Annotated in this window: 28 protein-coding genes; 17 read left to right on the top strand and 11 right to left on the bottom strand. The window is 42.7% G+C overall.

All coding sequences use genetic code 11. The features are described 5' to 3' along the window. Positions 1 to 6: 6 nt before the first annotated feature. The 6 genes from dctP to ACZ5GY_RS09555 are packed head-to-tail and all read left to right on the top strand — an operon-like array spanning position 7 to position 6,421. Positions 7 to 1,023 (top strand): TRAP transporter substrate-binding protein DctP, encoded by a 1,017-nt coding sequence (dctP, locus tag ACZ5GY_RS09580; protein ID WP_307879744.1) that lies wholly within the window; start codon positions 7 to 9, stop codon positions 1,021 to 1,023. A gap of 52 nt (positions 1,024 to 1,075) precedes the next feature. Then, positions 1,076 to 2,347: an L-cysteine desulfidase family protein gene (locus ACZ5GY_RS09575; protein WP_213690488.1), complete on the top strand. Its 1,272-nt coding sequence runs from the start codon at positions 1,076 to 1,078 to the stop codon at positions 2,345 to 2,347. 12 nt (positions 2,348 to 2,359) lie between these two features. Continuing rightward, positions 2,360 to 3,652, top strand: coding sequence for a glycine/sarcosine/betaine reductase component B subunit (locus ACZ5GY_RS09570; RefSeq protein ID WP_213690487.1), 1,293 nt, complete (start codon positions 2,360 to 2,362; stop codon positions 3,650 to 3,652). 11 nt (positions 3,653 to 3,663) lie between these two features. Then, a complete protein-coding gene (locus ACZ5GY_RS09565) occupies positions 3,664 to 4,974 on the top strand; it encodes a glycine/betaine/sarcosine/D-proline family reductase selenoprotein B (protein WP_213690486.1) in 1,311 nt (436 codons plus the stop codon). 2 nt (positions 4,975 to 4,976) lie between these two features. Next, complete coding sequence (locus ACZ5GY_RS09560) at positions 4,977 to 5,321, top strand: GrdX family protein (protein WP_213690485.1); 345 nt, start codon at positions 4,977 to 4,979, stop codon at positions 5,319 to 5,321. 14 nt (positions 5,322 to 5,335) lie between these two features. Then, positions 5,336 to 6,421: an NAD/NADP octopine/nopaline dehydrogenase family protein gene (locus tag ACZ5GY_RS09555; protein ID WP_213690484.1), complete on the top strand. Its 1,086-nt coding sequence runs from the start codon at positions 5,336 to 5,338 to the stop codon at positions 6,419 to 6,421. A 59-nt stretch (positions 6,422 to 6,480) separates the two neighbouring features. On the opposite strand, the gene arsM is transcribed toward ACZ5GY_RS09555, so the two are convergent. The 10 genes from arsM to ACZ5GY_RS09505 form a co-directional block, all read right to left on the bottom strand. Continuing rightward, on the bottom strand, positions 6,481 to 7,293 hold the full coding sequence (gene arsM / locus ACZ5GY_RS09550; protein WP_464111816.1) for an arsenite methyltransferase: 813 nt from the start codon (positions 7,291 to 7,293) through the stop codon (positions 6,481 to 6,483). A gap of 92 nt (positions 7,294 to 7,385) precedes the next feature. Continuing rightward, positions 7,386 to 7,829, bottom strand: coding sequence for a MarR family winged helix-turn-helix transcriptional regulator (locus ACZ5GY_RS09545; RefSeq protein ID WP_213699166.1), 444 nt, complete (start codon positions 7,827 to 7,829; stop codon positions 7,386 to 7,388). Between the two features lie 86 nt (positions 7,830 to 7,915). After that, on the bottom strand, positions 7,916 to 8,989 hold the full coding sequence (locus ACZ5GY_RS09540) for an AI-2E family transporter (RefSeq protein ID WP_213695497.1): 1,074 nt from the start codon (positions 8,987 to 8,989) through the stop codon (positions 7,916 to 7,918). Positions 8,990 to 9,114: 125 nt separating this feature from the next. Further along, positions 9,115 to 9,996 (bottom strand): DMT family transporter, encoded by an 882-nt coding sequence (locus ACZ5GY_RS09535; protein WP_213690480.1) that lies wholly within the window; start codon positions 9,994 to 9,996, stop codon positions 9,115 to 9,117. A 42-nt stretch (positions 9,997 to 10,038) separates the two neighbouring features. Beyond that, positions 10,039 to 10,860 (bottom strand): pyrroline-5-carboxylate reductase family protein, encoded by an 822-nt coding sequence (locus ACZ5GY_RS09530; protein WP_213690479.1) that lies wholly within the window; start codon positions 10,858 to 10,860, stop codon positions 10,039 to 10,041. Between the two features lie 4 nt (positions 10,861 to 10,864). After that, complete coding sequence (locus tag ACZ5GY_RS09525; RefSeq protein WP_213690478.1) at positions 10,865 to 12,049, bottom strand: MFS transporter; 1,185 nt, start codon at positions 12,047 to 12,049, stop codon at positions 10,865 to 10,867. A 2-nt stretch (positions 12,050 to 12,051) separates the two neighbouring features. Next, the gene (locus ACZ5GY_RS09520) at positions 12,052 to 13,458 is read right to left on the bottom strand and encodes a Sapep family Mn(2+)-dependent dipeptidase (RefSeq protein WP_464111815.1); all 1,407 of its coding nucleotides are present in this window, start codon (positions 13,456 to 13,458) and stop codon (positions 12,052 to 12,054) included. A gap of 83 nt (positions 13,459 to 13,541) precedes the next feature. Next, a complete protein-coding gene (gene ppnP / locus ACZ5GY_RS09515; protein ID WP_464111814.1) occupies positions 13,542 to 13,856 on the bottom strand; it encodes a pyrimidine/purine nucleoside phosphorylase in 315 nt (104 codons plus the stop codon). A gap of 22 nt (positions 13,857 to 13,878) precedes the next feature. Then, the gene (locus ACZ5GY_RS09510; RefSeq protein ID WP_464111813.1) at positions 13,879 to 15,357 is read right to left on the bottom strand and encodes an alanine/glycine:cation symporter family protein; all 1,479 of its coding nucleotides are present in this window, start codon (positions 15,355 to 15,357) and stop codon (positions 13,879 to 13,881) included. Positions 15,358 to 15,532: 175 nt separating this feature from the next. Then, positions 15,533 to 16,711: a saccharopine dehydrogenase family protein gene (locus ACZ5GY_RS09505; protein ID WP_213690474.1), complete on the bottom strand. Its 1,179-nt coding sequence runs from the start codon at positions 16,709 to 16,711 to the stop codon at positions 15,533 to 15,535. Between the two features lie 297 nt (positions 16,712 to 17,008). Between ACZ5GY_RS09505 and ACZ5GY_RS09500 the strand changes: the two genes are divergently transcribed. Beyond that, positions 17,009 to 18,181 carry a transposase family protein gene (locus ACZ5GY_RS09500; protein WP_464111812.1) on the top strand — a complete coding sequence of 391 codons (1,173 nt, stop codon included), beginning with the start codon at positions 17,009 to 17,011 and terminating at the stop codon, positions 18,179 to 18,181. Between the two features lie 72 nt (positions 18,182 to 18,253). On the opposite strand, the gene ACZ5GY_RS09495 is transcribed toward ACZ5GY_RS09500, so the two are convergent. Beyond that, positions 18,254 to 18,919, bottom strand: coding sequence for a GntR family transcriptional regulator (locus ACZ5GY_RS09495; protein WP_464111811.1), 666 nt, complete (start codon positions 18,917 to 18,919; stop codon positions 18,254 to 18,256). Between the two features lie 206 nt (positions 18,920 to 19,125). On the opposite strand from ACZ5GY_RS09495, the gene gcvPA reads away from it, so the two are divergent. The 10 genes from gcvPA to ACZ5GY_RS09445 all read left to right on the top strand — a co-directional run bounded on the left by gcvPA (position 19,126) and on the right by ACZ5GY_RS09445 (position 26,661). Further along, positions 19,126 to 20,517, top strand: a complete 1,392-nt coding sequence (gcvPA, locus tag ACZ5GY_RS09490) for an aminomethyl-transferring glycine dehydrogenase subunit GcvPA (RefSeq protein WP_464111810.1) — start codon at positions 19,126 to 19,128, stop codon at positions 20,515 to 20,517. Positions 20,518 to 20,539: 22 nt separating this feature from the next. Then, positions 20,540 to 22,120, top strand: coding sequence for an aminomethyl-transferring glycine dehydrogenase subunit GcvPB (gene gcvPB, locus ACZ5GY_RS09485; protein WP_464111809.1), 1,581 nt, complete (start codon positions 20,540 to 20,542; stop codon positions 22,118 to 22,120). 6 nt (positions 22,121 to 22,126) lie between these two features. Continuing rightward, entirely contained in the window at positions 22,127 to 23,257 is a 1,131-nt protein-coding gene (locus ACZ5GY_RS09480) for an ATP-NAD kinase family protein (protein ID WP_464111808.1), read from the top strand. A gap of 129 nt (positions 23,258 to 23,386) precedes the next feature. Continuing rightward, positions 23,387 to 23,602 (top strand): DUF1659 domain-containing protein, encoded by a 216-nt coding sequence (locus tag ACZ5GY_RS09475; RefSeq protein WP_213690470.1) that lies wholly within the window; start codon positions 23,387 to 23,389, stop codon positions 23,600 to 23,602. Between the two features lie 82 nt (positions 23,603 to 23,684). Beyond that, positions 23,685 to 23,891, top strand: coding sequence for a DUF2922 domain-containing protein (locus ACZ5GY_RS09470; protein ID WP_213690469.1), 207 nt, complete (start codon positions 23,685 to 23,687; stop codon positions 23,889 to 23,891). Between the two features lie 70 nt (positions 23,892 to 23,961). Then, positions 23,962 to 24,159 (top strand): YvrJ family protein, encoded by a 198-nt coding sequence (locus ACZ5GY_RS09465; protein WP_213690468.1) that lies wholly within the window; start codon positions 23,962 to 23,964, stop codon positions 24,157 to 24,159. Next, positions 24,116 to 24,484, top strand: a complete 369-nt coding sequence (locus ACZ5GY_RS09460; protein WP_213690467.1) for a D-Ala-D-Ala carboxypeptidase family metallohydrolase — start codon at positions 24,116 to 24,118, stop codon at positions 24,482 to 24,484. Before ACZ5GY_RS09465 ends, ACZ5GY_RS09460 begins: the two co-directional genes overlap by 44 nt. Further along, positions 24,481 to 24,981: a sigma-70 family RNA polymerase sigma factor gene (locus tag ACZ5GY_RS09455; protein ID WP_464111807.1), complete on the top strand. Its 501-nt coding sequence runs from the start codon at positions 24,481 to 24,483 to the stop codon at positions 24,979 to 24,981. Before ACZ5GY_RS09460 ends, ACZ5GY_RS09455 begins: the two co-directional genes overlap by 4 nt. Before the next feature lie 98 nt (positions 24,982 to 25,079). Then, positions 25,080 to 26,024, top strand: coding sequence for a DMT family transporter (locus ACZ5GY_RS09450; protein ID WP_464111806.1), 945 nt, complete (start codon positions 25,080 to 25,082; stop codon positions 26,022 to 26,024). Positions 26,025 to 26,127: 103 nt separating this feature from the next. After that, positions 26,128 to 26,661 carry an ArsR family transcriptional regulator gene (locus ACZ5GY_RS09445; RefSeq protein ID WP_464111805.1) on the top strand — a complete coding sequence of 178 codons (534 nt, stop codon included), beginning with the start codon at positions 26,128 to 26,130 and terminating at the stop codon, positions 26,659 to 26,661. Positions 26,662 to 26,665: the final 4 nt, after the last annotated feature.

Below are 26,665 nucleotides of genomic sequence, written 5' to 3'. Positions count from 1 at the left end.
GTAACAGTGAAAAAGTTTTTTGCAGCGTTGTTGGGGATTTCTTTTGTTTTCGCAGCTCTCTCTATGGTCGGTGGGCAGGCTATGGCTAAAGAAAAATCGTATACGTGGAAAATCTCTCATATCCGCCCGGCAGATACGGCAATTGACAAAGATGTGAAATGGTTTGCAGAGAAATTAGAGCAGGAATCCAATGGTCGTATCAAGCTTCAGATATTTGATAATGCTCAGCTTGGCGATTACACCGTTGTACACGAGAGAGTCAGTGTAGGCGCTGTAGAAATGGCTATTCAGCCAGTTGTTACAACCGCTGATAAAATGCTTCAGATTCTTAACCTTCCTTATATTGTTAGTGACTGGGAAGGCGTTAAGAAAAACTATGTAAGCGGTACGCCTCTTATGAATTGGGCTGCTGAAAGATATGCCAAACAGGATCTCAAAATTATTAGCGTATGGCCAGTCTATTTTGGTGGAACTGCTCTTATGAAAGAACCTAACAAACCTGGAGATCCTTCAGTATCCAAGGGGTTGAAGGTTCGTGTCCCGACTCAAAAGGCTTTTGAATTGTTAGCTGATGCACAGGGATATATGGCAACTCCTCTTGCATTTGCAGAAACATTTACAGCTTTGCAGACAGGTATCGTTGATGGTGCTTTTGGTGCTGGTGCTGAAGGCTATTATGCAAATTTCCGTGACATTATCAAATGCTACGTTCCATCAAATACACATTTTGAACAGTGGTATCTCATTATGAATATGGAGCTTTGGAACTCTCTTTCCAAAGAAGATCAGGCACTTATCTCCAAATTGGCTCTTGAAATGGAAAATCGCCGAGTAGCTCAGGCTGAAGCAGATCAGGCTGCCAATGAGAAACGTATGGAAGATTACGGAATCAACGTTATACGTTTAAGCGGAGAAGAGCTAGGAGTTTTGACTCAGAACGCACGTGAAAAAGTATGGCCCGAGATGAGAAAAATATTGGGAGAAAAGAATTTCGACGAGGCAGTAAAACTCGTTCTCGATTAGTAAATGTTTTAGGCAGGGGCTTCAAGCCCCTGCTCTTCAAGGAGGAAGTATCATGGCTGAATCGTTGCTGACTATTCTTAAAAAAGAAGTTAATCCTGCGCTTGGATGTACTGGTCCAACCTCTGTTTCTTTTGCGACAAGTGTTGCTCGTGCAGCTGTTGGTGGAGAAGTTGAGTCTGTCACTGTTGTAATGGATAGAGATACGTATAAAAATTCCATCGCTGTAGGTATTCCTGGAACAAAACTTATGGGACTCGACATTGCAGCATCTCTTGGTGCTGTAGCTGGCGACGCTGAGGCTGGACTTGAAGTTTTGCATAACGTGACAGAAGAAGATGAAAAAAAAGCTGTTGATATGTTACCTAAAACTCTTATTTCTATTGATTGGAGTCGTAAAGAAGTCGGTCTCTACATTGATGCTAGCGTAAAAACTACAAAGGGCATTGGTCAAGCAGTCATCGTCAAAACGCATACAAATGTAGTTCTTGTCAAAGCTAACGATGAAACGATATTAAGCAAACCTGTAGAAGAAAAGGCCTCTTCCGATTATTCAAAAGACGCTATTCTTTCTTACGTCCTTAAAGATCTTTATACATTTGCTTTAAATGAACCTGTTGAGAATTTATACTTCCTCCATAATGCCATTTCCATGAATGAAAGCCTGGCTCTTGCTGGCCTTGAGCAGCAGGCAGGCGGTCGTTTTGGTCAAGGTTTTCTTGATTATCCTTACGCCAATTCGATAACTAAGGCAAAAGCCCTTACTGCAGCTGCATCAGATGCCCGTATGGACGGGGTAGGCTTGCCTGCCATGAGTTGTGCGACCAGTGGAAATGTTGGCATTACAGCTTCCCTTCCTCTCGTTGTTATGGCTCGCGAACTTGAAGCGAACCAAGAAGTTCTCATTCGAGCACTCGCCTTGAGCTTTCTTGTAACGATTTATCTGAAGAGTCATATTGGTCGTCTTTCTCCCATGTGTGCCTGTGCAATAGCAGCAGGATTGGGTGTAGCAGCCGGTATGGTGATGGAATTAGGCGGTTCTTTCGAACAGGTCGAAAAGGCCATTAATACCGTTGTGGGAAGTATTGGCGGAGTTTTATGCGATGGAGCAAAGCTTGGTTGTGCAATGAAATTGGCAAATGCAGTAGGGACGGCTATCGAATCTGCATATCTTGCAATGAACGATATATCCATTCGTCCAGGCGATGGCCTTGTCTGTGAAAGGGCAGATGACACTATAGCTATTCTTGGCCGAATAGCGAGAAGGGGTATGGCACCTGCCGACGAAGAAATGTGTCGCGCCATTATTGAACGCGAACAGGCTTAGGAGGAGTAAAAGATGGAAACCTTGAAGCTGAGACGAATTAAAGTAGCAGACGTGCAATTTGGTTCAGTTACAGAAATTCAGGGAAAAACGCTTTTTATCAATAAAGAAGAACTCATCTCTCTTCTGCTCGAAGATAAACAGCTTCAAAGTGTTGATGTTAAGTTGGCGAGGCCCGGGGAAAGCAAACGAATAGTTCCTGTAAAAGATGTGATTGAACCACGGACAAAATTAGACGAAAAGACATACACCTTCCCGGGCTTTTTTTGTGATCCCGATTTTATTTCTGGTCGAGGAACGACTATTGTCCTTGATGGTGCTGCCATCGTAACGTCAGGAAAACTTGTCAATTTTCAGGAAGGGCTTATCGACATGTCTGGCAAAGGGGCAGAGTATAGTGTCTTTTCGAAGAAAAATAATATTGTGCTTCTCTTCGAGCCCGTTCCTGGCCTGGGAAAACATGAACATGAACGAAGTGTACGGAACGGCGGAGTGAAAGCTGCTCGCTTCATTGCCGAAGCTGTTAAAAATTTCGGGGAATATGAAGAGGCAGAATATCCTGCAGCAACATTACTTGAACTTCTAGGTAGCAATGCTGCATTACCAAAGGTCGTCTATATTTGTCAGACCATCGCTCAGGGCCTGCTTCATGACAATTACTTTTATGGACTCAATGCCCAGGGGTGTCTTCCTGTGCTTATGAATCCAACGGAGCTTATGGACGGAGCAGTGGTAAGCGGAAACTGTGCGGCCCCCTGCCACAAGCACACCACTTACCACCACCAGAACAATCCCATTATAGAAGACCTTCTCTCTGAACACGAGAAAAAAATAACATTTCTTGGAGTTATCGTTGCACCTGTTCGTACTGCTTTTGTGGAAAAGGAAAGAATCTGTAATCAGGTTTTTAAGATAGCTCAGATGATAGGAGCGGAAGGAGCCATTGTCTCTGAAGATGGAGGCGGCAATCCTGAAGCTGATCTTATGATGCTCACGAGACTCTTTGAGAAGAATGGCATAAAAACTGTGTTGGTGACAGATGAATATGCTGGCTCTGATGGCGCTTCTGCCGGTCTCGCCGATGTAACGCCTGAAGCTGATGCTGTTGTGACGAATGGAAACGGTAATGAGCGAGTAATTCTTCCTCCTATGGATGAAGTTATTGGGCACATTGAATGTGTTGATGTAATTACTGGCGGTCATTCGGGAAGTTTGCTTCCTGATGGGTCAGTTGCTATGGAAATAGCTGGCATCATGGGGTCGACGAACGAATTAGGAACAGAAAACCTCACCACTTGGGCCATATAGGAGGACAGACGATGACTAAGATTAGAGTAGTTCATTACATGAATCAATTCTTCGGACAAATAGGAGGGGAAGACAAAGCTGGTATTCCTCCTTTTGCGACAAACGATCCAGTAGGTATTGGTAACGTTTTTCAACTCGCATCGAATAATCGCTACGTTATCGTGAAAACCATTATTTGCGGAGATAACTACGCAGCAGAAAACCTTGAAGAAGTAAAAGCAAAGGTTCTTGAATGGATTAAAGAAGAAAATCCAGATCTGTTTATTGCAGGTCCCGCTTTTGCTGCTGGTCGTTATGGCACTTCATGTGGAACTTTATGTCAGGCAGTTATAACAGAATTGGGTATTCCGGCAATAAGTGCAATGCATCCAGTTAATCCTGGCGTTGATATTGCCAAGAAAGATATGTTTATTGTCGAAACGGGCGACTCGGCGCGAGAAATCTCATCAGTTGTGCCTAAAATGATTCGCCTTGCTGACAAAGTGCTCAATAAAGAGCCTATTGGCGGCCCGGAAGAAGAGGGATACATTCCGAGGGGCATACGGATAAACGTTCGTAAAGCTAAAAGAGGTTCTCGTCGGGCAGTGGATATGCTCGTTAAGAAAATGAATAACGAGTCCTTCACAACAGAGCTCCCCATGCCGGTTTTTGATACAGTTCCTCCGGCTCCGCCTGTCTCTGATATGAGTGACGCAATCATTGCCATAGGTACGGAGGGAGGAATAGTTCCTCGCGGCAACCCTGATCGTATTGAAGCTCATAACGCATCTAAGTGGTGTCACTATTCCATAGAAGGCATTGAAAGCTTAAAAAAGGGCGATTACGAAGTTGCCCATGGCGGATATGATCCAGTGCCAGCCAATGAGAATCCCAATCGCGTATTACCTCTTGACGCAGCACGGGTTCTTGAAAAAGAAAAGGCCTTTGCACGACTCCATAATGAATATCCAGTAACTGTGGGAAATGTTACCGCCGTAAAATCAGCAGAGCGCTATGGAAAAGAAATGGGAGAAATGCTGATGAGCCAAGGGGTGCAGGGCGTTATTCTCACTTCAACCTGAGGAACAGGCACTCGTTGCGGTGCAACGCTCGCTCGCGAAATTGAACGCGTAGGTTTGCCAGCAGTGCTTATTACGGCTATTCCATCTGTTGCCTTCACTGTCGGAGCCAATCGGATTATTCGCGGGGTAGCTATTCCTTACCCTGTAGGTGCTCCTTCTGAAGAGCCCGCAGAAGAACTCTATATTCGAAAATGTCTGCTAGAAAGAGCTCTCAAGGCATTGGCAACTCCTATTTCAGAACAAACAATTTTTGAGGAATAACTATGTTGGTTCTATCGAATAATCCTCGGGTGATCAGCGCCTATTCATGTGTAGAGTCAGTTGAGGGTACGGCGATTCAGGTTCTCGAAGCCGCACAAAGATACATTTATACAGGATATACGCTTTACGGACATCCTTTGGCAGGTAACGCCCGCCTCTGTAGAAATCCATATCGTTCCGTTGCCCTTGAAGAAGGCCACAATGAAATATGTGTCCGGTCAGTCCTTTGGATAGAAGATGCTTTAGATCGTCTTTCCCGTGGAGAGTTCGATACAGATAGCTCGAAAAGTGACGATTACAGTCTTATCGATTTCGATTTATTTCTATCTATGATCCATATACATTGAGGGGAGGACTAACTATGAATCATAAATTTGCAGTACTTGGAAGTGGAAATGGAGCACGGGCTTTTTGCGCACAGATTGCAGCTAAAGGGTACGATGTTGTGATGTGGGAGCCTCTCGAAGCGACAGAAGATTACAAACGTCTTCGCGAAGAGAAAAAGATGCATCTCAAGGGAGATATTAATATAGAAGGAACTTTGTCTGGAGTAACTATGGATATTGAAGAGGCAATGGATGGAGCAAAGGTTCTTTTCGTCGTGGTTCCCTCCTTTGCTCATGAACCTATCTTCAGAAAGATGCTTCCCCATCTTAAAGATGGTCAGCATATCGTTGTTGTTCCCGGAAACTATGCAGGTTTCAGATTCCGAAAAATAATGAAAGAGGAAGGTATTGATGTAAAGGTATCTATCTCTGAAACAGCATCTATGCCTTATGCATGCAGAATCAGCAGCTACGATACGGTTATGATCTTCAAAAAGAAATTCAAATTACAGATGGCTACGTCTCCAGTATCCGATACAGAAGAAGTACATCGCATTGTTCAAGACATCTTTGAAGGATATGTTGAATATATTCCAGCTGACAACCTGCTTGCCATTGATCTTGACAATATCAATTTTACGTTGCATCCATTCCCAGTACTCTTGAACTATGGTGCCATTGAAAAGAATCCTAAGGGGTTCAGGCACTATATGGACGGAATTACTCCTGAAATAGCAAAAATCATGGAAAAGTTAGAAAAAGAGCGCATAGCTATTGGTAAAGCCCTTGGAGTACACCTTATAGGCGCTCTTGATCAGTTGAAAATGTTTTATGGAGAAAACGAAGCTCACACATATTATGAGTATGTGCAGAGTCCGGAGTCGCCTTACGTCGATTTAGTTGGCCATAATATTAAAGGAAGATATTTGACAGAAGATGTACCGGGTGTACTTGTACCGGCCTATCTTCTTGCCCAGAAGGCAGGATATGATGCTACAACAGTAAAGCTTGCCATCGATCTGGCTTCCAAACTTCACGATGTCGATTATTTGAAGAATGGCACAACACTTGAAACATTGGGAATCGCAGATCTTTCCATCGAAGAAATTCTCAATATATAAAAGGAATATGAAGTCAAAGCAAGAAGGGCCTTGCTCTATCAGCAAGGCCCTTCTTATCTTTATTTTACTGCTTCAACATACGCGGAGCGGACAAATTTTTCTACGCCGCTTTCAGGAAACCAATCTTTTATATACTCTTGGCTCTCTTCTTTTATAGTAATTTTAAAACTTTTAAAACCAACACGTTTTAATATTTCTTCTACTTCTTGAACAGTAATAGCTCCTGCGACACAGCCGCTATAAGCATCTAAATTGGTTTTTATTTCTTGGGGAAGTTCTTGTAATGCTATGACATCTGCAATAGCTACACGCCCACTTTTTCGAAGAACACGATATATTTCTGAAAATACCTGCTCTTTTTCTGGGGAGAGATTAATAACACAGTTTGAAATAACGACATCAATAGAAGCATCAGCCACAGGTAGATGTTCTATTTCCCCAAGTCTGAACTCAACATTGGAATATCCCTCTTCTTCAGCCATTACGCGGGATTTGCTGACCATTTCAGGAGTCATATCGACCCCTATCACATGTCCATTCTCACCGACAACTTGGGCTGCTAAAAAGCAGTCAAAACCGCCGCCGCTTCCTAAGTCTAAAACGACTTCGCCAGCTTGTAACTCTGCGCTCTCTTGGGGGTTGCCACAGCCGAGCCCCATATTTGAGCCTTCTGGAGTAACAGAAAGTTCTTCTGAAGAATATCCTAATTCTTTAGAAATAAGAGTCTCAGGTGACGTTGAGCAACAGGAAGAGGAACCGCTGCAACATGCACATCCCGATTGCATATTTGGGTTTTGAGCGATCTTCGCATATCGTTCACGAACTTTACTTCGAATTTCATCGGAACTTTTTTGTTTTGCCTGTTCAGACATGTTTTCACCCCTAAGTATGTATTAGCTTTGTACTATATTGGAGGGCTTCATTGTGCAAAATATGTTTTTGAAATTAACTAAGGTTGAAATAATCAAATATTATTTTCGCCATTTTCTGAGAGTGCTTTCTTGAAAATCTTAAATCCGGCAATAACTACGTCACGAAGAGGGTCATCTAAAGTTTTTAATGTGTTATCGATACGTGAAATAAAAGATTGATGAAGTGATTGTGCCATTCCTTCCCCCTTGGCTGTCAAACCTACGCAGCAAACGCGTCCATCCCTTGAGTTCCGTTTTCTTTCGGCGTATTCTTTCTCTTCAAGTCTGTTTACAAGGCGAGTCCCCCCACTTTTTGTGAGAACAAGTTTTTCTGATAATTCGGATATAGAAATGTTCCCGTGTTGGTAAATGAAATAGAGAGCTCGATATTCCCCATAAGAAAGATTGCCACAACACTCTTCGTTGAAGCTTTTTCCGCTAAATTGCCAGACAATGTCTTCTATTAAAATTGCCAGATCTTGGGTTTGACGTAACATGAAGAACCTCCATATAGTTGATAAAATCAATTATATGAGATGGGGCCCTCTTTTGTAAATATGTATTTAGAAAAATATGTGTGTTCTTATTTCGATGACATGATAATTGCTACGGGACGAAGAGAAGGAACATTTTCGCACACGATCTTTATAACCACAGCAATAGGAACAGCCAAAACAGCACCTACGCCGCCCCACAGCCAGCCCCAGAAAAGAAGGGAGACAAGCACGATAATAGGATTTATATCGAGAGCATCTCCCATAACTTTGGGAGCTAAAATATTTCCGATACCAACCTGGATAGTCAACAAAGCAATGCTCGTTATGATGGCAGGTGTGAAGTCAGGATAAAACTTTACCAATGCAACCAGAATGGGGGGAATTGATGCCAATATAGAACCGATGTAGGGAATAAAGTTAAGCAAAAAGGCTAACACACCCCAGTTTACAGAGAAATCAACGCCTATAAACTTGAGAGCCAACCAGACAGCGACTCCTGTCAAAGAACTTATAATGACGGCTGTTGCCAAATAACGCCCTATTTGTTTAGAAATTTTATCAATAATATGTTGAAATCGATAGGCAGTTCCTGGAGAGAATGCTCTTTTAAGCTTCCCAGATGAAGCGGGAGACCCCAGTAAAATAAAAATAAGAAAGACAATAACCAGAAACAAATTGCTCACGAGAGAAATAGCTGTTCCAGGCAGGGTCAGAAGCCACGTCGTGAGACGACTCCCCCAGTCAAATTCAAAGAGTAAATCTGTAGGGATATCATTAGCTTTGCCAATCTCTTCTACGAGAACTAAAAACTGGTCGTAGTACGAGGGAAAAGCATTTACGAAAGGTACCAGACGCCTATATAAGAAGGTAAAACCTAGTAGGCAGAGTCCAAGGAAGATGGCTACTAGGGCCGTAATCGAAAGGATGGGCGGTATTTTTTTGCGCTCAAGTGTCTGGATAATCGGTTTAAAAATATACGAAAGCAACCAAGCGACAACGAGAGGCATTACAACGCCTCTAGCAAAGCGTAATACCATGCCACCAGCAACAATACTTAAAAAGCCCAAGAAAAATATCTGACTTCGTATACCATATCGACCAATAAATGGAACTTTTTCTTTTGTATCTTGGCCGTTGTCTTTTTCAAAAGGAGAACTCATGATTTGCCTCCAACGATCATAATCTTTCGAAATCCAATATATAAATCATACCTTATTTTAAGGGATACGTGGCGACAAATAGAGGAAAGGGGAAAACCTCATTTTTTAAGGTTTTCCCCTTTAGCTTACCCAAAGTTGATGGCTACTCCACCTGTAAGAATCAGAACAATTCCAATCCATTGAGGAATGAGAATAGGTTCCCTATAGAGAAGTCTTCCCCAAAACGCTGCAAAGAGGGGGCTTGAAGCAGTAATGGGAGTAACGACAGATGCCGGAGCATATCGCATTGCTTCTGATGTAAGAAAACCACCTAATCCCATAGAGAGAACACCAACTGTTATCATCATGACCATATTTTTGAGAGGCATCCTGAATAATGGTTCCTGGCGATTGTTTCTTTGCCAAGAAATACCCCAACATATCCAAATGGCTATGAAAAAAGATATCGATTGCCAAAAAACAAGAGCGTGGGGAGAAATATCTCCGATAGTCATTCCCCAACGGGTCAAAACAAAGTTAACACTCCAAAAGAATGCTGCAAAAAGAGATAAAAGAACTCCCTGTAGAGATTTTTGTTTTGGCTCCTCTCGTTTCATTCGAAAGACTACAAGTCCTACAAAGATACAGAAGGTACCGACAATAGTAGCTGTAGTTGCCCTTTCGCCAAGGAAAAGTATTGCAGCAACACTTGCAAAAAACGGATAGGTACCTGTAATGGCTGTCGCTGTACCGGGACCTATAAGTCTAATCCCATGGAAAAAAAGTGAGTCACCAATAAGAAGAGCGGAGAGCCCACCTATTGAAACCATAAGAGCAGAATGTGAAGCTACATGCAGCACATTTGGAGAGATAAGAGCAATAATGAGTCCACATCCCAGAAAACCAATACTGCGTATAGCTTGCATTTTCAACGCAGAACTATTGTTGATGCAATAACGATAAATGATTGGTGCGCTTCCCCATACAAAAGCGACGAGAAGGCTATAAAAAACTCCAAGTATATTCACAGCGATACCTTCATTCGATTTTATTCAGTAAAGTAAAAAAATTTACTTTTTTAAGCTTTCTCTAATTGCATCACTGTAGGCCTTAGTGCGGCTCCAGCCTTCCTCGTAATTTTCTTTGACAATGGCTTTGAAAGCCCGTTTTTCCAGTGCGTAAAGCTGACGAACAGAAATACCGCCAGGAGTGCTTGTCTCACGAAGAAGTCCAGCAATATCGTCGATCTGGCGTTCCCATACCTTTAGGCAACCTTCGACTGTTCCGAATGCCATGTGTGATGCACTCTTATAGTCAATGCCAAGAAGTAGTGCTGATTCAACCATGGCCTGGAAGAATGCATAAACTGGAGCAGGTCCGGTAGTTGCAGTAGCGACGTTGATTTTCTCTTCATCAAGCATGTAGGCTTTTCCCATAGAATCGAAAAGTTGCATTAACATTGCTTTCTGCTCATCAGAAACATTCTTATTAAAAGCGACAGCAACAACCCCATGTCCAATTCTGCTGGGAGGGTTGGGAAGAGCTCTGGCTATTGCCAGGTCAGGGAAGATATCTCCATAGAGTTTCATGGGAATACCAGAAGAGATAGAGATAAGAACCTTATTGCTGAAATCGGGCTGAATCTCACGAAGTTCCTCGGCAAGATCCATGGCGTTGTCAGAACGTACACAAACAAAAACTATATCTGCCGCTTTAATAACGTCAATTTTGCTTGCGGCAACAGTAAGACCGTAGCGTTCGTGCATTTCGTTCTCTCGAGCCTTGAAGATGTCTGTAATATGAATATCTTCAGCTTTAACAAGCCCGCTATTCAAAATGTTTTGAGTGATAATCTCGCAGATGAGACCAGAACCAATAAATCCGATTTTCATAATTTTATACCTCCGATATTTCTATATTTTGTGAAGTTGCAGTTTTCTGTATGCGGTAGCTCCAGTGGAAAGCAGCAACATTCAGGCCGATTAAAACAATTGCCACCAAACGGTAGGCTTTTGAATATCCCGCATATGCGGCGATTGAGCTTATAACTGCTGGCATGATAAAGAAGGTGCCAGAGTACAGTAGTCCATAGATGGCTGCCAATTTTGTTCGAGTTCTATCATCTCCCAAATCTCCAATAAGACATGTCATTGCAGGAAATCCCACTCCCATGCCTAAACCGAAAAAAACCCCTAAACCTATTAGTTGAAAAGAAGATGTCGCAAAACTGGTGCCGAAAATACCCACAGCAGTGATAAATGTGGTAGCTCCCGCCATAAATCGACGAGGGAACCGATTGAGAAAAGATCCTCCCAAGGTGCGAATCATCAATGAAGTGATTGCAGCTGGAAGAAAGAATGCCGTGGCTATAAGCTTTCGTTCATAAGCGAGAGAGACAAACGTTATTTGCATGGCGTCTACCAATGAAAAAACAGCCATAACAGCCATAAAACCTAAAATTGGGCGCATCGAAAATATTTCTCTATAACTGGCACTTTTTGTCTCTTTTTTTGAAAGAACGGGCATCGTTTGTTCGCCCTTAAAGCCATAACACATTAGTAAGCCACCTGAAACAATCGCTACGAGAATAACCGCATAGGTGCGAGGGTATCCCTTTAAGAGAATCCATTCGAGAATAGGGGCTAAGATTAATGAGGGTAAAACATAGCCCAGAGAGATGAGCCCTATATCTCTACCCCTCGTTTGTTCAGGTACCATAACCATTTGATAGGCAATCATTGCGACTCCCTGAAGAGTCATTCCCAAACCCAAAAGAGTTTTATATAAAATGACGGTCCATACTTTGAGAGGACCGAAGGCTATTGCCAAAGATGCAGTAAGCAATAGAGTGAAACCGACTTTGAGAGAACGATCGAGCCCGATTCGATCAGCTACTGCAGGGGCAAAAAAACGTGATAATGCCGATATCCCATATCCTGCCCCCATTATCCAACCCAGCCATGGACCTGCATAAAACCCCATCCCATCAAAATAGGCAGGCAAAAAATAGTAACCGCTATCCATTGTTGCGGCTGCAAATGTTATAAAAAGAAGTTGGAATACTACCGGGCTATATCTCATCTCTAATCGTTTGCCAATTCCTTAAGAGCATGAGCCATGATACACGTGCTACGGAGTAACCTATCTATAAGCACTCTTTCGTCAGCTCCGTGGGCAAAGTCAGGCTCCCCATTGAAGGTTCCACCGAAAGGAACCATATTGGGCATCTTTTTGGAGTACGTGCTTCCACACATAGCAAGCAGTCGACTTTTTTCTCCTGTCGCATTTTCATACCCTCTGCTTAAAGCCTTAATTAAGCGATTATCAGGAGATACGTATAAAGGTGGAATCTTTGTCTTGATATCAAGATCAATGTGTTCATCAAGGCAGGCAGCTGCAATCTTAGAGCAAACGTCGTCAAAAGAAAGTGTTTGCGCTGGAATATATATTCCTACATAAAAAGAGGCGCTATCTCTGTCACCTTCAAGAGTAGCTAAGTTACAGGTAATATTCCCTGTGAGAGGGTGAGAAGCTGCCAATTCTAATGTAGAGAGATCGGGACAAAAGGCGAAATTTTCACCAATAAACGAGAAAAAGCGCCGATAATTTTCCGCAATGTCCAATAATGACAATAGAGTGCAGAGACGACCAATAGCATTAACGCCTAATCCGGGCAACGTAGCATGAGCTGCTTTGCCTGTTACTGAAAAGCTGAGAAGAGGCCCTTCCCAGTTAAGAGAAAAAGGCCAGTTATTCTTTGTCGCCTCTTTTGTAATAAGTGTAGATGCTTTTTCTAGGTCTTCTCTTGCGCCGCTGAGAGTGGCCTTAGCTTTCGCAGGAACTGAACCTGTTCCCTCTCCACCTTTATAAGAGACAAGTTCAATCTTGCCAGGCAGAAGATTATTAAAGCTGAAATAACCAGTAAATTTAAGAGCTCCCTTTTCGGCATTGACCACAGGATACTCTCCATCAGGAGTGTAGCCCATGAGAAGCGGCCCCTCAGAGTCAAGATATGTTGCAACATCTCTCATCTGTCCACTCTCTTCGTCAAGACCGAAAATGATTCTTACTCTGTGCTTTAGCGGTGCGTGAGAATCAGCGAGAGCTTTTAGTGCAAAGAGAGAACTGAAAAGAGGTCCTTTATCATCTTGAGTTCCTCTTCCTCGTATGTGGTTGTCTACAATATCTCCACAAAAAGGATCAAAACTCCAGTTTTCTCCAGGAGGAACAACGTCGAGATGCCCCATTGCCCCAACTATTTTTTCTCCATCGCCATATTCTGCCCAAGCAACTTTCCCGTTGAGATTAGTAGTACGAAATCCCATAGATTGGGCCACGTTTAAAGCGTGATCTAGAGCATTAGCAATTTCTTCTCCATATGGATGTTGTGATGTAGGTTCAGAACATATGCTTGGAATTCGAACGCTTTCCTGCACAACTTTTATTAAATTATCAGCGTTTGCCAACACAAGTTCGTCGAGTTTTTTCATTCTCTAAACCTCCGCTTCTTTTATATAGTGTAAAGAGAGATGAAGTTCTGCCGCTTTGAGGCGGCAGAACTTTGTATTGCTGATTAAAGAAAATCACAGATATATTCCGAAATCTCCGAGCATCGAACTTTAAATTTCGTATTTTGGGGAACCATATACACTTCGCCCTTATTGATTCTTCTCCAATCAGAGTCTTGGGGGAAAAAAACTTCCACAGAACCCTTTGTCATAAGAACCTTTTCAGGACCATCGGAGTGAAATTCGTAATCTCCGGGAAGATATACTCCGAGGGTTTTTCTGCTTCCATCTGGAAAAACTAATGTTCGACTTTGAACTTTTCCATCAAAGAAGATATTAACGGGTATCGATACTTTGACGGAGTCAAAGAATTCAGCCATGTGAAGTCTCCTCCTCATTCCCTTATTTAGCTATAGCCGCAGCTCTCCTGGCAGCTTTCCGAGCGGCCTTTTCCGGATCAAGGTAACCAACTTCAAATTCTTTCGTGAGACGGAAAATAAGAGGAGATAACAACGTTAAGGCTACAACGTTCACATACACTGGAACTGCAGATTGAATATCCAACAGCATCCATACCACTGAAGGAACCATATTGTTATAGAAGGCATAGAGCGTAAAGAGCAACGGAACACCGGGTCCAGTAAATCGAACAAACTGTATATATTTAATACGTTGTTCACGAGTTTTGTTTCGAGTGCAATAAACAATTAATGATTCAAGATACGAGAACCAGCCTGTTGTTGTTGTCAAGGCGAAGATCAACATAAAAAATGATAGGGCATATGCTCCAAAGGGGCCGAATACTGCTGTTAGAGCATCTCCAACGGCACCGGCTCCACCGTGTCCCGTCTTCCATGCGCCGGTAACTATAACCATAAGACCAGAAATAGTACAAATTAACAGCGTATCAACACCAACTTCAAATGCTCCCCACATTCCCTGTCGTCCTGGATGATCTACATCCACTGTTGCATGGATAATGGCAAAACTGCCCCACCCTGCTTCATTGCTGTAGACACTCCGGGCAACGCCTATCTGAACGGCCTTAATAACAGCAACACCGGCAAAGCCGCCGATAGCAGCGCATGGTTTAAATGCATAAGTAAAGATACTGGCAATAGCCGTTCTAAGGGCGGAGAGATCTTGGAATATAACATAAAGACCAGCAGCTAAATAAAGCAAAACCATTGCCGGAACAACATTTTCCGCAAACTTGACGACTCTGGGAATACCACCAAGAACGATATAGTAGCAAAGGAGCGTATAAGCAATACTCATGCCGATTGCCGCATATTTTGATAAATCAAAGGAACGTTGAAAAGACTCCATAATCGTATAGGGGCCAGGAGCAACGTAAAAAGAGCCGATCATAAAGATCGTAAATACGACAGCAAGAATTTTGCACCACTTCCAGCCTCGTTCTTCAACAAGACCTTTTTCAATATAAAAAGCGGCACTTCCGTAAGAGCTTCCGTCTGAATAACGCTGTTTATAGTGCTGTGTCAAAATTATTTCAGCCATCTTTGTGGCCATGCCTACCAGCGCTGCTATCCACATCCAGAAAAGAGCACCGGGACCACCAATAGCAATAGCACTAGAAACGCCAGCAATATTACCTGTTCCTACAGTACCGCCAAGTGCTGTAGCAAAAGCTCCAAAAGAACTGATGAGATTCCCTTTACTATCTTTTTCCTTCTTCTTTTTTCGGAAGAGGGTTCCTATCGTGTTGTAGATAATGTCACTTGCTCTTCGGAATTGGAAAAAACGCATTCCTACAGTTAAATATATTCCTAAAATAATGAAGATAATTGGAAAATATGGATTCCAAAGCACTTTCCAAGCAAAGAACTCTAGTAATTTTGTCACTTGTGTAACGTCCATGGGTGACAGGCACCTCCTTTGAATATGGCACTACAGGAACTAGCAGCGCGGAAAAAAAGAAAAGATCCGCGCTGTAATAACCAAGGCTATTCAAAAAAAGTCGTGTCTGTTTCAATCCATAACGAGCTCAAGCAATTTTTAAGATCTTAAAGTTGGAAACAAGTGGTGCTGGTTCCTATCCGCGATTCCACTTCTTTTTGGCGTCTTTTTTGATATCAATTTTCTGTTTGTAATGAACGCCTCGTTTGTCTTGTTCGGCCATAACCCAGTTGTAAAAATCATCATCTGCAGCGAGTTTCTCAGCAGAAACCATGCCGCATCCCTTGATTCTTCCTTCGCACATTGCGCGAGCAAAAATGCCGCATGTGCTAGCTGTACACCAAGCCATAGAAGTGTAGCCACTCTCGGGTTTTTCAACCTGAGCTATTTCCCATGTGTGCTGAACTGCGTCATCACCTTTGTATCCCTTGGTGATAATGCGCATGATAGAAAGATCGAGGTCTCCGGGAAGTTTCTTATATTTGTCAGCGAAAAGGCTGAAAAGAATCTCGCGGGGAACAAGATCATGTTTGGCAATCTTACGAGGTTCCCAATCGAAGAGGTCAAGGTTCACCAAGAAACGCATCTGTTCGGTGAGTCCTGGCCAACGGACGGTATAGGCTGCCATATTGGGGACATCATGAAAACTACGGAAAAGGCTTCCGAGTCCGTTGCTTGTGAAGGCTTCCATTGTGGGGTAATCTTCAATTTGGAAGTCTTTAAGTTCGCTTAATGCTTTGAGAACTACTTCTTGTCCATCTCGAACGACAGTGCTTGGTTGTGCAAACTGGTTAAGGTTGTCTGTTAATGACCATGTCGTGGTATAGTTAAAAGGAGGGCGAGGGTTATAAGGAATACCACCAACATAAACATACATTTCTTCACACTTATCGAGGAGGTGATAACCACGGCCCGCAAAGAAGTTACTCATACCAGGCTCAAAGCCAATCATGGAAATTCCAAGACCGCCAGTCTCTTTCCCGATCTTGTCGTAAGGTTCATCAGAACGTCCATGCATACTAGAAACACTTGCCAGTTTCTTTCCGTATTTCATTGCGATCTCGGTTACCTTATACCCGACTGTTCCAGGCATTGCAGCAGTTACGATATCGACATCTTTAGAAACTTCTTGAAAAAGTTCTTCGTCAAGGGCAGAGCCTTTAACGGTTTTGGCATCTGGGAAGAGACGTTTAGTTTCTTCTAAGTTTGAATCACTCATGTCAAGAACGGTAACGTCGAAGTCTTTAATAATATCGTTAACGATACAACGACCGACCATCCCGGCGCCAATTTGTAGTGCTTTACGTTTAGCCATATTATAAAACTCCCTTCTGAATAATAGGTTTTGCGTTAAACGCGCAGAAAAGAAGTCAAAACAAGAAAGAACGTCGCACGACAATAAATTGAATTCATTGAATCCATTGTGTACAGCAAATAATATCAGAAAAAAAGTTTCTGTCAACGGCCATTTCATTTCAAATTGTAGATGGGCCAGAGTTTCGTTCCGTTTACTTAGGTAAAGTGAAAGAGATAATGAAAAAGGCGGGCACCTCTCCTTTATACTGGTGTTGCTCAAACAACCAAAATAAAGGATATAGGAGGTAAACCCGCCATGACATCATTATACCAACGTTTACAGCAATCTGGGAACCCTATAGCAGCACTGGAAGTCGTAACAGATCTCATGGAACAAGGAAAGACAATCAGGGAGATTGCTCGCATCATGGGGATTTCTGAACGATGGGCCAGAACACTGGCAAAAAGAAAAAAAGATGGCCTCCCTGTGGAAAAGTTACTAGAAAAAAGGGGCCCCCGTTCCCCCCATCCTAAAAGGACGAAACCCCATATAGAAGCTATCGTTCTTGAAACCCAGAAGAAAACGAACATGGGAGCTCGGCGACTTGCCAGGGAATTGGCTCGCATCTTTAGTCTAACCCTCTCTCCTTACACGATCAGAAACATCTTGCGAAGAAACAACAGGAAGAGCAAAAAAGTACGTTCTAAAAACGGGAACAGGCGGTATTATGCCAATCTTAAGCATTGGGAAGCTCTGCAATACATTCAGATTGATGCCAAACATATCGCGGACGCCAAAGCCCTCCCTGAAAAAGCGTACGCCGCGGTCTTCAAGTACAAGCTTCCCAAGTATCAGTTTACGGCTATCGATATACGGACAAGAACACGGTTCCTAAGCTTTGCCGATGAACTTTCCTTTGCCAACGGATTCTCTTTCATGATATATGTGGGGTTCATGCTTCGCGCTTTGGGCATTCGGCACAAAATCTTTTTCCAGACGGACAATGGAACTGAGTTTGGAGGCGGAGGGGGAAGCAGGAAGAGGGCCATCATGGAAGAAAACTTCATGGCCCCTCTCGACATAACGCTTCTCTCCATCCCTAAGGGGCAGAAAGAAGCCCAGGGCTTTGTGGAACGGAGCCATCGTACTGACGATGAGGAATTCTATATCCCTACGCTTCCATATATTACATCTCGTAAAACCTTTATGATTTCTGCTACAAACTGGGTAAAATATTACAATCAGAAGCGGTCACACGGAGGAAGAGAAATGGACGGAAAAACACCAAAAGAAAAAATATACGAGCTCTCTTTAGCCAGTTCAAAAGCCGCAACTTCCATTCCGCCACTACTATTGGACAGAGTGAGCCCATTTATCTTTGAATTGGCGGGAGCCAATCATACGGACTGGGATTCCCGCCATTCACTTTATCACGTTATCAGGAAGCAAACTATGGCCCCTTACACATTTCATTTCAAATTAAAATAAAAAAGTGGCAGCTTTGGGCCACCACTAAAAATTCGCCTATTTCCCTTTGCTGTGAATCGGTTTTATAAGCTATTATTTGGGCTCAGAAATTCTTGCACCGCCAACATCTTCTGCGGCAGTAAGTATGTGCGACTTCATTAATGCCTCGGCTTTTTCTTCATCTCGTTCTTTTAGTGCCTCAAGAATGGCTCGATGTTCGTCGAGACTTGGGTTCCCGCTGAAATCAAAAAAGGATTCAAATAACACAAGATAGACTAAAGAACGAGAAAGAACGCTTATGATAAGATCGTAAAGAACGACATTACCACTGGCTTCAGCGATAATTCTGTGGAAGGCATTATTGATTTCCAGATACTTATCGAGGTCTTTTTCGATAAAAATATTTTCCTCTTTCTGAATTTCTTCTTCTAACATACAAAGCTGAAGAGGAGTAATACGATGCACGGCTTTTTTAATAGCAAGACATTCTAGATATGCGCGCATCTCAAATGTGTCTTCAATTTCTTCTCTTGAAGGATCGACCAGACTGGCTCCTTCATTAGGAACAATGTTAATAAGACCTTCGTTCGAGAGCCTTCGAAACGCTTCTCGTACAGGAGTACGGCTAACATCGAGTTGTTCTGCTATGGATATTTCGGGAAGGCGCTGGCCTGGCTTAAACTCTTTATTCATGATTTTATGGCGTAATTCCTTATATACGTAATCCACAGAAGACCGTGCTTGAGAAACATTTCTCAATGGCAATTCCTCCCTATTTCTCTTATTTTCTCAACAGAAATGAATAATCCACATTATACATTACATAGTAGCGATGTTAAAGAATTCAATGTATTCATTGAATTTTGTTTAGCTTATAAACTTGACAGCGCAGAAAAAATAGACTATGAATACTATGTATTCTTTGAATACTTTTAGTATTATAGCAAAGAAAGAGGAGGAAGCTCATGGATAAGAATAAAGTTGTCTATCCGTATATCCCGAACTCTGTTTCTCACGTTCAGGAAGAAATGTTGAAGGCCATTGGAGCGAAAAGCATTGATGAATTTTTTGAGTGCGTTCCAGATGAATTAAAATTAAATAAACCACTAGGTCTTCCTGAACCGCTTCTTTCTGAAGTTGAGCTTAAGCGGCATTTTGAAAAAGTTCTTTCGAAAAATGCTACAACGTCAGAGAATATCAGCTTCTTAGGTGGTGGTTGCTGGAATCATTACGTGCCGGCTATATGCGATGAAATAAATCAGCGCTCAGAGTTTCTTACAGCCTACGCAGGCGAACCATATGAAGACCACGGAAGGTTCCAGGCCCTTTTCGAATTTGAAAGTATGATGGCCGAACTTGTTGATATGGATGTCGTCAATGTTCCTACATACGATGGGGCACAGGCAGCTGCAACATCAATCAGAATGGCTACTCGCATTACCAAACGTGATGAAGTGCTTGTGGCAGAAAGTATTCACCCGGAAACAAAAGCTGTTATAAAAAATTATAGCAATCCAGATCTTTACATTACATATGTTCCCTGTGATCCAGAAACAGGATGTGTCGATCTTCAAAAACTTGAAAGTCTTATCTCTTCAAAAACGGCAGTCTTCTATTTTGAAAATCCCGCTTTTATCGGAACCATTGATGTCAATGGCAAAAAAATTGCGGAACTTCTTCATAATGCCGGTGCTCTTATGGTTGTAGGCATTGACCCTTCATCCATGGGCTTATTAACACCTCCATCTCGTTATGGTGCCGATATCGTATGTGGTGATTTACAACCGCTGGGAATGCATCTCTATTATGGCGGTGCCAGAGGCGGCTTTATGGCTGTTCAAGATGACGAAACTTTTGTAAGAGAGTATCCGTCTCGTCTCTTTGGTATTACCCCTACAACTCATAAAGAGTGGGGATTCGGAGACGTAGCGTGGGAACGCACTTCTTTTGCAGAGCGCGAAAATGCCAAAGAATATGTTGGAACGGCGGCAGCCCTTTGGGGAATTACTGCTGGTGTGTACTTAGCTCTCATGGGGCCTGAAGGAATGAAGGAATTGGGCGAGAACATATATATGCGCTGTCAATATCTTATGGAGAAAATGGCCGCTCTGCCAGGAGTAAAAATTCCTCTTCAGGCAACACCTCATTTTAAAGAGTTTATTGTTAATTTTGACGGTACGGGCAAAACAGTGAAAGAGATTAACAAAGCCCTCTTAGATAGGCATATCTTCGGTGGACTTGATCTTTCAACTCTTTTCCCAGGGTACGGAGAGAGTGCTCTTTATAGCGTAACCGAGTGCGTTACACAGAAAGATATGGATACTCTCATCGCGGCTCTTGGCGAAATTCTTGCGTAGAAAGGAAGGAACGCTCATGGGTATGAATATGCAGACAAAATTGAGAGACTTCCATCAGGCTCGATGGGATGAGCCCATCATTTATGAACTCACCACACAAGGTGAGCGCGGTGTCCTTTTGCCGAAAGTAGAAGATGGAATACGTGAAACTGTTAAAGATACGAAAAAGCTTCCTTCTCATATGATTCGTTCAGATAGGGCGGATCTTCCTGAAATGTCACAGATGAGAGTTTTAAAGCACTATTTGCGACTTTCTCAAGAAAACTTGGGTGCTGATCTGAATATTGATATCGGACAAGGAACATGCACCATGAAATATAACCCCAAAATAAATGAAGTGCTGGCACGGAATCCAAAAGTGAGCGAACTTCATCCCTATCAGGATGAGTCAACGGTTCAGGGTGTGCTCGAAGTTATCTATAACATGGATCACGCTCTTCGTGCCATTTCGGGAATGGATGCCTTCTCCCTTCAAAGCGGAGGCGGATCTCAGGCTATTTACGTTATTGGTTCTATCATCAGAGCATGGCTTGAAGAGACGGGGCAGGTTGAAACAAAAGATGAAATTATTACCACAATATATTCGCATCCCTCAAACACTGCTGTAGCTAAATTGAAGGGGTTCAAGATAATTACAATTTATCCTGGAAAAGATGGTCGTCCAGATTTTGAAGCTCTTAAAAATGCTGTCTCTGAAAGAACAGCAGCACTTATGATTACAAACCCTGAAGATATAGGTATATACAACTCTCGAATTAAAGAGTTTACAGACTTGGTGCATAGTGTAGGCGGTCTTTGCAGCTACGATCAGGCAAATCTCAACGGCATAATGGGCATTACCCGGGCGCGCGAGGCCGGTTTCGATATGTGTTTCTTCAACCTGCATAAAACGTTCTCTGCACCTCATGGCTGTGGTGGCCCTGGTAGTGGCGCTGTGGGTGTAACAGAACGATTGAAACCCTTCTTGCCGGTTCCAATTGTGGAAAAAGATAGTGAAACACAACGTTTCTATCTTAAAGATGATCTTCCCTATTCAGTAGGTAAGATTAAGAACTTTTATGGAACGGTTCCTGCGATTCTGAAGGCCTATGCCTGGATTCGAGCCCTTGGTGCTGATGGAGTAAAAGAAGCAGCCAGAGTTGCTGTTTTGAATAATAACTACATGTTTAGAAAAATATTGTCTATTCGCGGAGCTTCTGCACCTTACGCCGAAGGGGAACATCGTATTGAACAGGTACGTTACAGTTGGCAGAAGCTGAAAGAGGAGACAGGCGTAACGACAAGCGACATTCAAAATAGAATGTTTGACTTTGGCGTTCATTATTGGACAAGCCACGAACCATGGCTCGTTCCGGAACCTTTCACCATCGAACCTACAGAATCATACTCTAAGCAAGAATTAGACGAGTTTATCGCCATTACTGAGCAGATTGTCAAAGAGGCATATGAAAATCCTGAATTGGTAAAAACGGCTCCACACAAGAGCACCATTCACCATGTTGATCACGCCTATCTTGACGATCCAGAGAAGTGGGCCATTACGTGGAGAAGTTATAAGAAAAAATATAATGGCTATTTCGAAAAGAAAGAGCTAAAGGAGTAGCAAATTATGAAAAAGTTGGGGCTCATCGTCAATCCAATTGCTGGTATGGGGGGTAAGGTTGGACTGAAGGGAACAGATGGCCCCGATACTATTGCACGGGCCAGGGAGATGGGGGCGACTCCTCATTCCCCTAGTCGTGCAGAGTGTGCGCTATCGCATCTTCTTGAAATAAAAGATGAAATACGTCTCATAACCTTTCCTGGGAATATGGGGGAAAAAGTTGCCATGCAGTGTGGTTTTTCTCCAGAGGTGCTTTTAAGAGAATCTATTTCCGAGCATGTAACAGCTCGTGAAGATACCCTTTTAGCAGCAAAAGAAGCGCTGAAGCAAAATGTAGACCTTTTACTCTTTGCGGGTGGAGATGGTACTGCGAGAGATATATATGAAAGTGTAGGAACTGAACTTACAGCACTTGGAATTCCCTCTGGTGTAAAAATTCATTCAGCTGTTTTTGGCTGTTCACCCCAGCAGGCAGGGGAGCTTGCTAAGTTGTATCTGAATAATAAAAGCACTCAAGAAAAGCTTGCTGAGGTTATGGATATTGATGAAACACTCTTTAGGAAGGGCATAGTTACAGCCAGACTCTTTGGGTATCTAAATATTCCCTTTGAGAAAAGACGAGTGCAAAGACTCAAAGCGGGAAGCGCCCTGTCAGAACAGGTTTCTCAACAGGCTATAGCAGCTTATATGGCTCGTAACGAGATGTACTCTGATACGCTTTATATAGTAGGGCCTGGAACAACCACAAGGGCGTTAATGATAGAACTTGGCCTCGACTTTACCCTTCTTGGAGTCGATGTTGTGTATAACGGAAAACTTATAGCGAAAGATGTTTCTGAAGAAACGCTTCTTAAGCTTTGCTCGCGGTATAAAAAAATAAAACTTATCGTTACACCTATCGGAGGGCAGGGGTTCCTTTTCGGAAGGGGAAATCAGCAGATCAGCCCTCGTGTTCTTCGCTTTTTCTCCCGCAACGATATTTTCATTCTCTCTACGCCGGCAAAACTACATGCATTGGAGGGGGCTCCATTGCTTATGGATACTGGCGATGCGACTATAGATCAGATTTTATCAGGCTATATACGTATCGTTACCGGGTTCAACGAATTCGTGATGTACGCCATAAGTGCAATGTAATAGATAAACGTAATGATGCTCAAGCGAAAGAAAAACCTCAAGGCGGCGTAAAAGCCGCCTTTTTTTATTCCCTTTTTGTTTTTTGCGCCCTTTCAACACACTTATATAGGTGAAGGGGGGTGAAAAAGAATGGCAGCTTATCTTCCATTAGAAAGTCGCCTGCAGCTTCGAGTTAACATCGGTTCTAATGAAAGCGGAGATCCGATTCTTCGTTCCATCAACTTTTCAGGAGTTTCTTCTGATGTTGAAGCTGAAAAGGTAGCAACAATTTCAACAGTGCTCGAATCTCTTCTCGAATATCCAGTAGCAGAGACACGAAAAGTAGATACAGACGTTGTGGAGTAGAGAAGAAACGCAAAATACTATATGATGGGGGTGCATCCTTAAAAGATGCCGCTCCCGTTTTTTCCAGAAAGGAGTGATTTTAGTGAAAACCCTTCGTCTTAAATTTGGTACCGCAGATGGAAAAAACCGAACCCTCTCTCTTCGCTATGCACGTGAAGATGTTACAGATACAGAGGTAAAGGAAGCAATGCAATCCTTAATAGACAACAACATCTTTGTAAAAGGGTTAGCCGCTATTCTTGGGGCTGAGCTTGTAGAGACTACTGTAACCCCTATTATAGAGGGATAAAACGTGGCCTTATGCGGCCGGAATGCACTTCCGGCCGTTTTTTCGTGTTTTAAAAAAAGGGGGGAAATGTATGGAAGACTTATTGGCATCGTGTATTCAAAGCGGTTTTTCGGTGGCTGTAGCGGCATATTTGCTTGTGCGCATGGAAAAGAGGCTTGATGATCTGGCCGGTGCCATCAGAAGTTTGGAAAGTGCAATTACTCATTTGGGAGGAGGGAAACGTTATGAAAAACAAAGTCAATTTAATGCAGCTCACGCCCCATTTTAATCTTAGCGAGTTTCAATGCAAATGTTGTTGCCACGTAAAAATATGGGCACCTCTTCTTCATCATCTCGAAGCGTTGCGACTTTTTTGGAAGAACCCCTTAGTTATTACAAGTGGTTTTCGATGTTTGCGCCATAACAAAAAGGTAGGAGGTGTTGCGCATAGTCTTCACACTCAGGGGCGTGCAGTTGACGTTGTTGTAATGAAATCTCGACAGACATTTTTTTGCAAGTTGGCTAAAAAAGCAGGATTTACAAGCATCATAGCCTACGGAAAAAGAAACTTCGTTCATTTAGCCTTAAAGACAGAAAGGAGTTATCGTGAATGACTGATTCTAAATCTTTAACACTGAAAAATATTATACGAAAGAACATTGATCTTATTGAAAAAACAGCTCGTCGTTATACTGGCCGTGGTGCAGACTTTGAAGATTTACAGCAAGAAGCTTGTCTGGCACTGATTCATTTAGTTCAAAAACGTCCCCTCGAATCATGTAACGACATAGGTGAATATTTACGAAAAAGACTTCCCGGTAGAGTACGAGATGCAGCTCGCCGGCATAGGTATGAAGAGCATAATTGTGCCCTTACTGAAGCTCACGAAGTTTCTATTCCCGCTCCGACGAAACACCTGCCTGTGGATCTCATCGATCTAATAGAGCGCAATTTTTCTAAACTTGATTGCTTTATTATCCAGCATCTTTTTTACGGATACACCCAAAAAGAAATATCGAAAAAGATTAATAGAACGCAGCAATGCGTTCACTATCGAATAAAGAAAATAAGAAAACGCCTTGACGAACTTCTTAGGCGTTATGAATTTTAGAGGGCTTGTTAAAGAGGGAGTTTAGCCACTCCCTCTTTTCTCGCAAATGGGCTATAATCGCATCTATTGTTTCAATAAGCACGTATAACGTATACAAGGTGATAGTATTGAATAAGCATTTCTTAGGCATTCTTTTAGCGTTGGCAACTGGCATTTCGTGGGGGATAGTAAGCCCCATCGGCAGAACTCTTGCCCTTCAGGGTGTCAATATGACAACTGTGATCTTATTGCGTACTTTTTTAGTCGTTATTGGGTGCGGACTTTTTATGGTGTTACGAACCCCGCAACATTTTCGAGTAACTTTACAGAATCAATGTACTCTTTTTATTTACGGGCTTCTATCTGTGGTTTGTACATACACAGGTTTTTTATATTCGTTGAAATACCTTACTGTTTCAGCAGCCCTTATTATTCACTACACCTTCCCCCTTGTAACCCTTATGGGAGGAATTATTATTACGAAAGAACGCCCTACACTGGCACAGGTTCTTTCTTCATTCTTGATTCTTCTTGGTGTCTGGGTTGGAATGTTTTCGGGCAAGGATGCAACACAGGCGCTGCCTTTGGCAGGTATTTTATGGGGCCTCGTTGCTGTGGCTGGCATGGCCGGACAATCTCTTCTTGGTCGTGAAATCGCACGAGAAAACATAATATCACGAGAGAGCCTCATCTTTTATTCCCATGTTTGGGGTGGTCTCTGTATGATTGCCATTAAGCATTTTTCGCATGGATGGGCAGATGTGCCCCTATTGACACTTAAGTCGTGGGGAGCCATAGCTTTACTCTCTTGTGTAGGTAGTCTTGTTGCCTACGCAGCATATTACACTGCTCTGCGCTATATATCGGCAACAGCAGCAAGCCTCGTCTGCACAGTTGAAATAGTTACAGGCATTACTCTTGCTGCTTTTATGAGTAAAGAACTGCCAACGGCATATGAATTAGCGGGAAGCACTATAATTGTTCTTGCCATTGTATTGGCAGCGTTGCCACCCGATCTCTTTCAACGCCGCTTCAAACGAACCCCCAGACAAAATAACGTGTAATAGTAAAGATCAAGAGCGCTTTTTACAAGCGCTCTTTTTATTTGACTTCACTCTTTATGAGTAATAAAATAACTCGAAATAGAGAAAGGAAAAAGATATCTTTATGATAGATTCTTTAATTACATCGAAAACACGAGTTAAATTGCTTTTAAAGTTCTTTCTCAATCCAGAGAATAGATCGTACTTGCGAGAACTTGCCGATGAGTTTGGCGAGTCGACGAATTCTGTGCGGGTTGAGCTCAATCGCCTTACAGATGCGGGGCTTTTAGAGAGCCACGACGAAGGGCGGACAAAGCTGTATAAGGCCAATACCAAACATCCGCTTTTCTCCGAAATACGAGCCATCGTTACAAAAACTCTCGGAATCGACCAGCTTGTAGATCAAGTTATAAAACGCCTCGGAAATGTAGAACTTGCCTTCATAACTGGAGACTACGCAAATGGCATTGACTCTGGCCTTATCGACCTTGTTTTGGTTGGTGAAATTGACAGAGCTTACCTGCAAAGTCTAATAGATAAGCTTGAAAAAATGATTGAGAGGAAGATACGAGTGCTAGTGCTGAAAAGGGATGAGTTGCAAGCGTTACGAGACAGGTTTGAAGGGCACGTGCTTGTGATTTGGGAAGAGAGGAAATAACGTA

It is taken from the genome of Aminobacterium thunnarium (assembly GCF_055390565.1).
The sequence above is the reverse complement of the archived record's forward strand: the minus strand, read 5'-3'. Positions and strand labels throughout refer to the sequence as shown.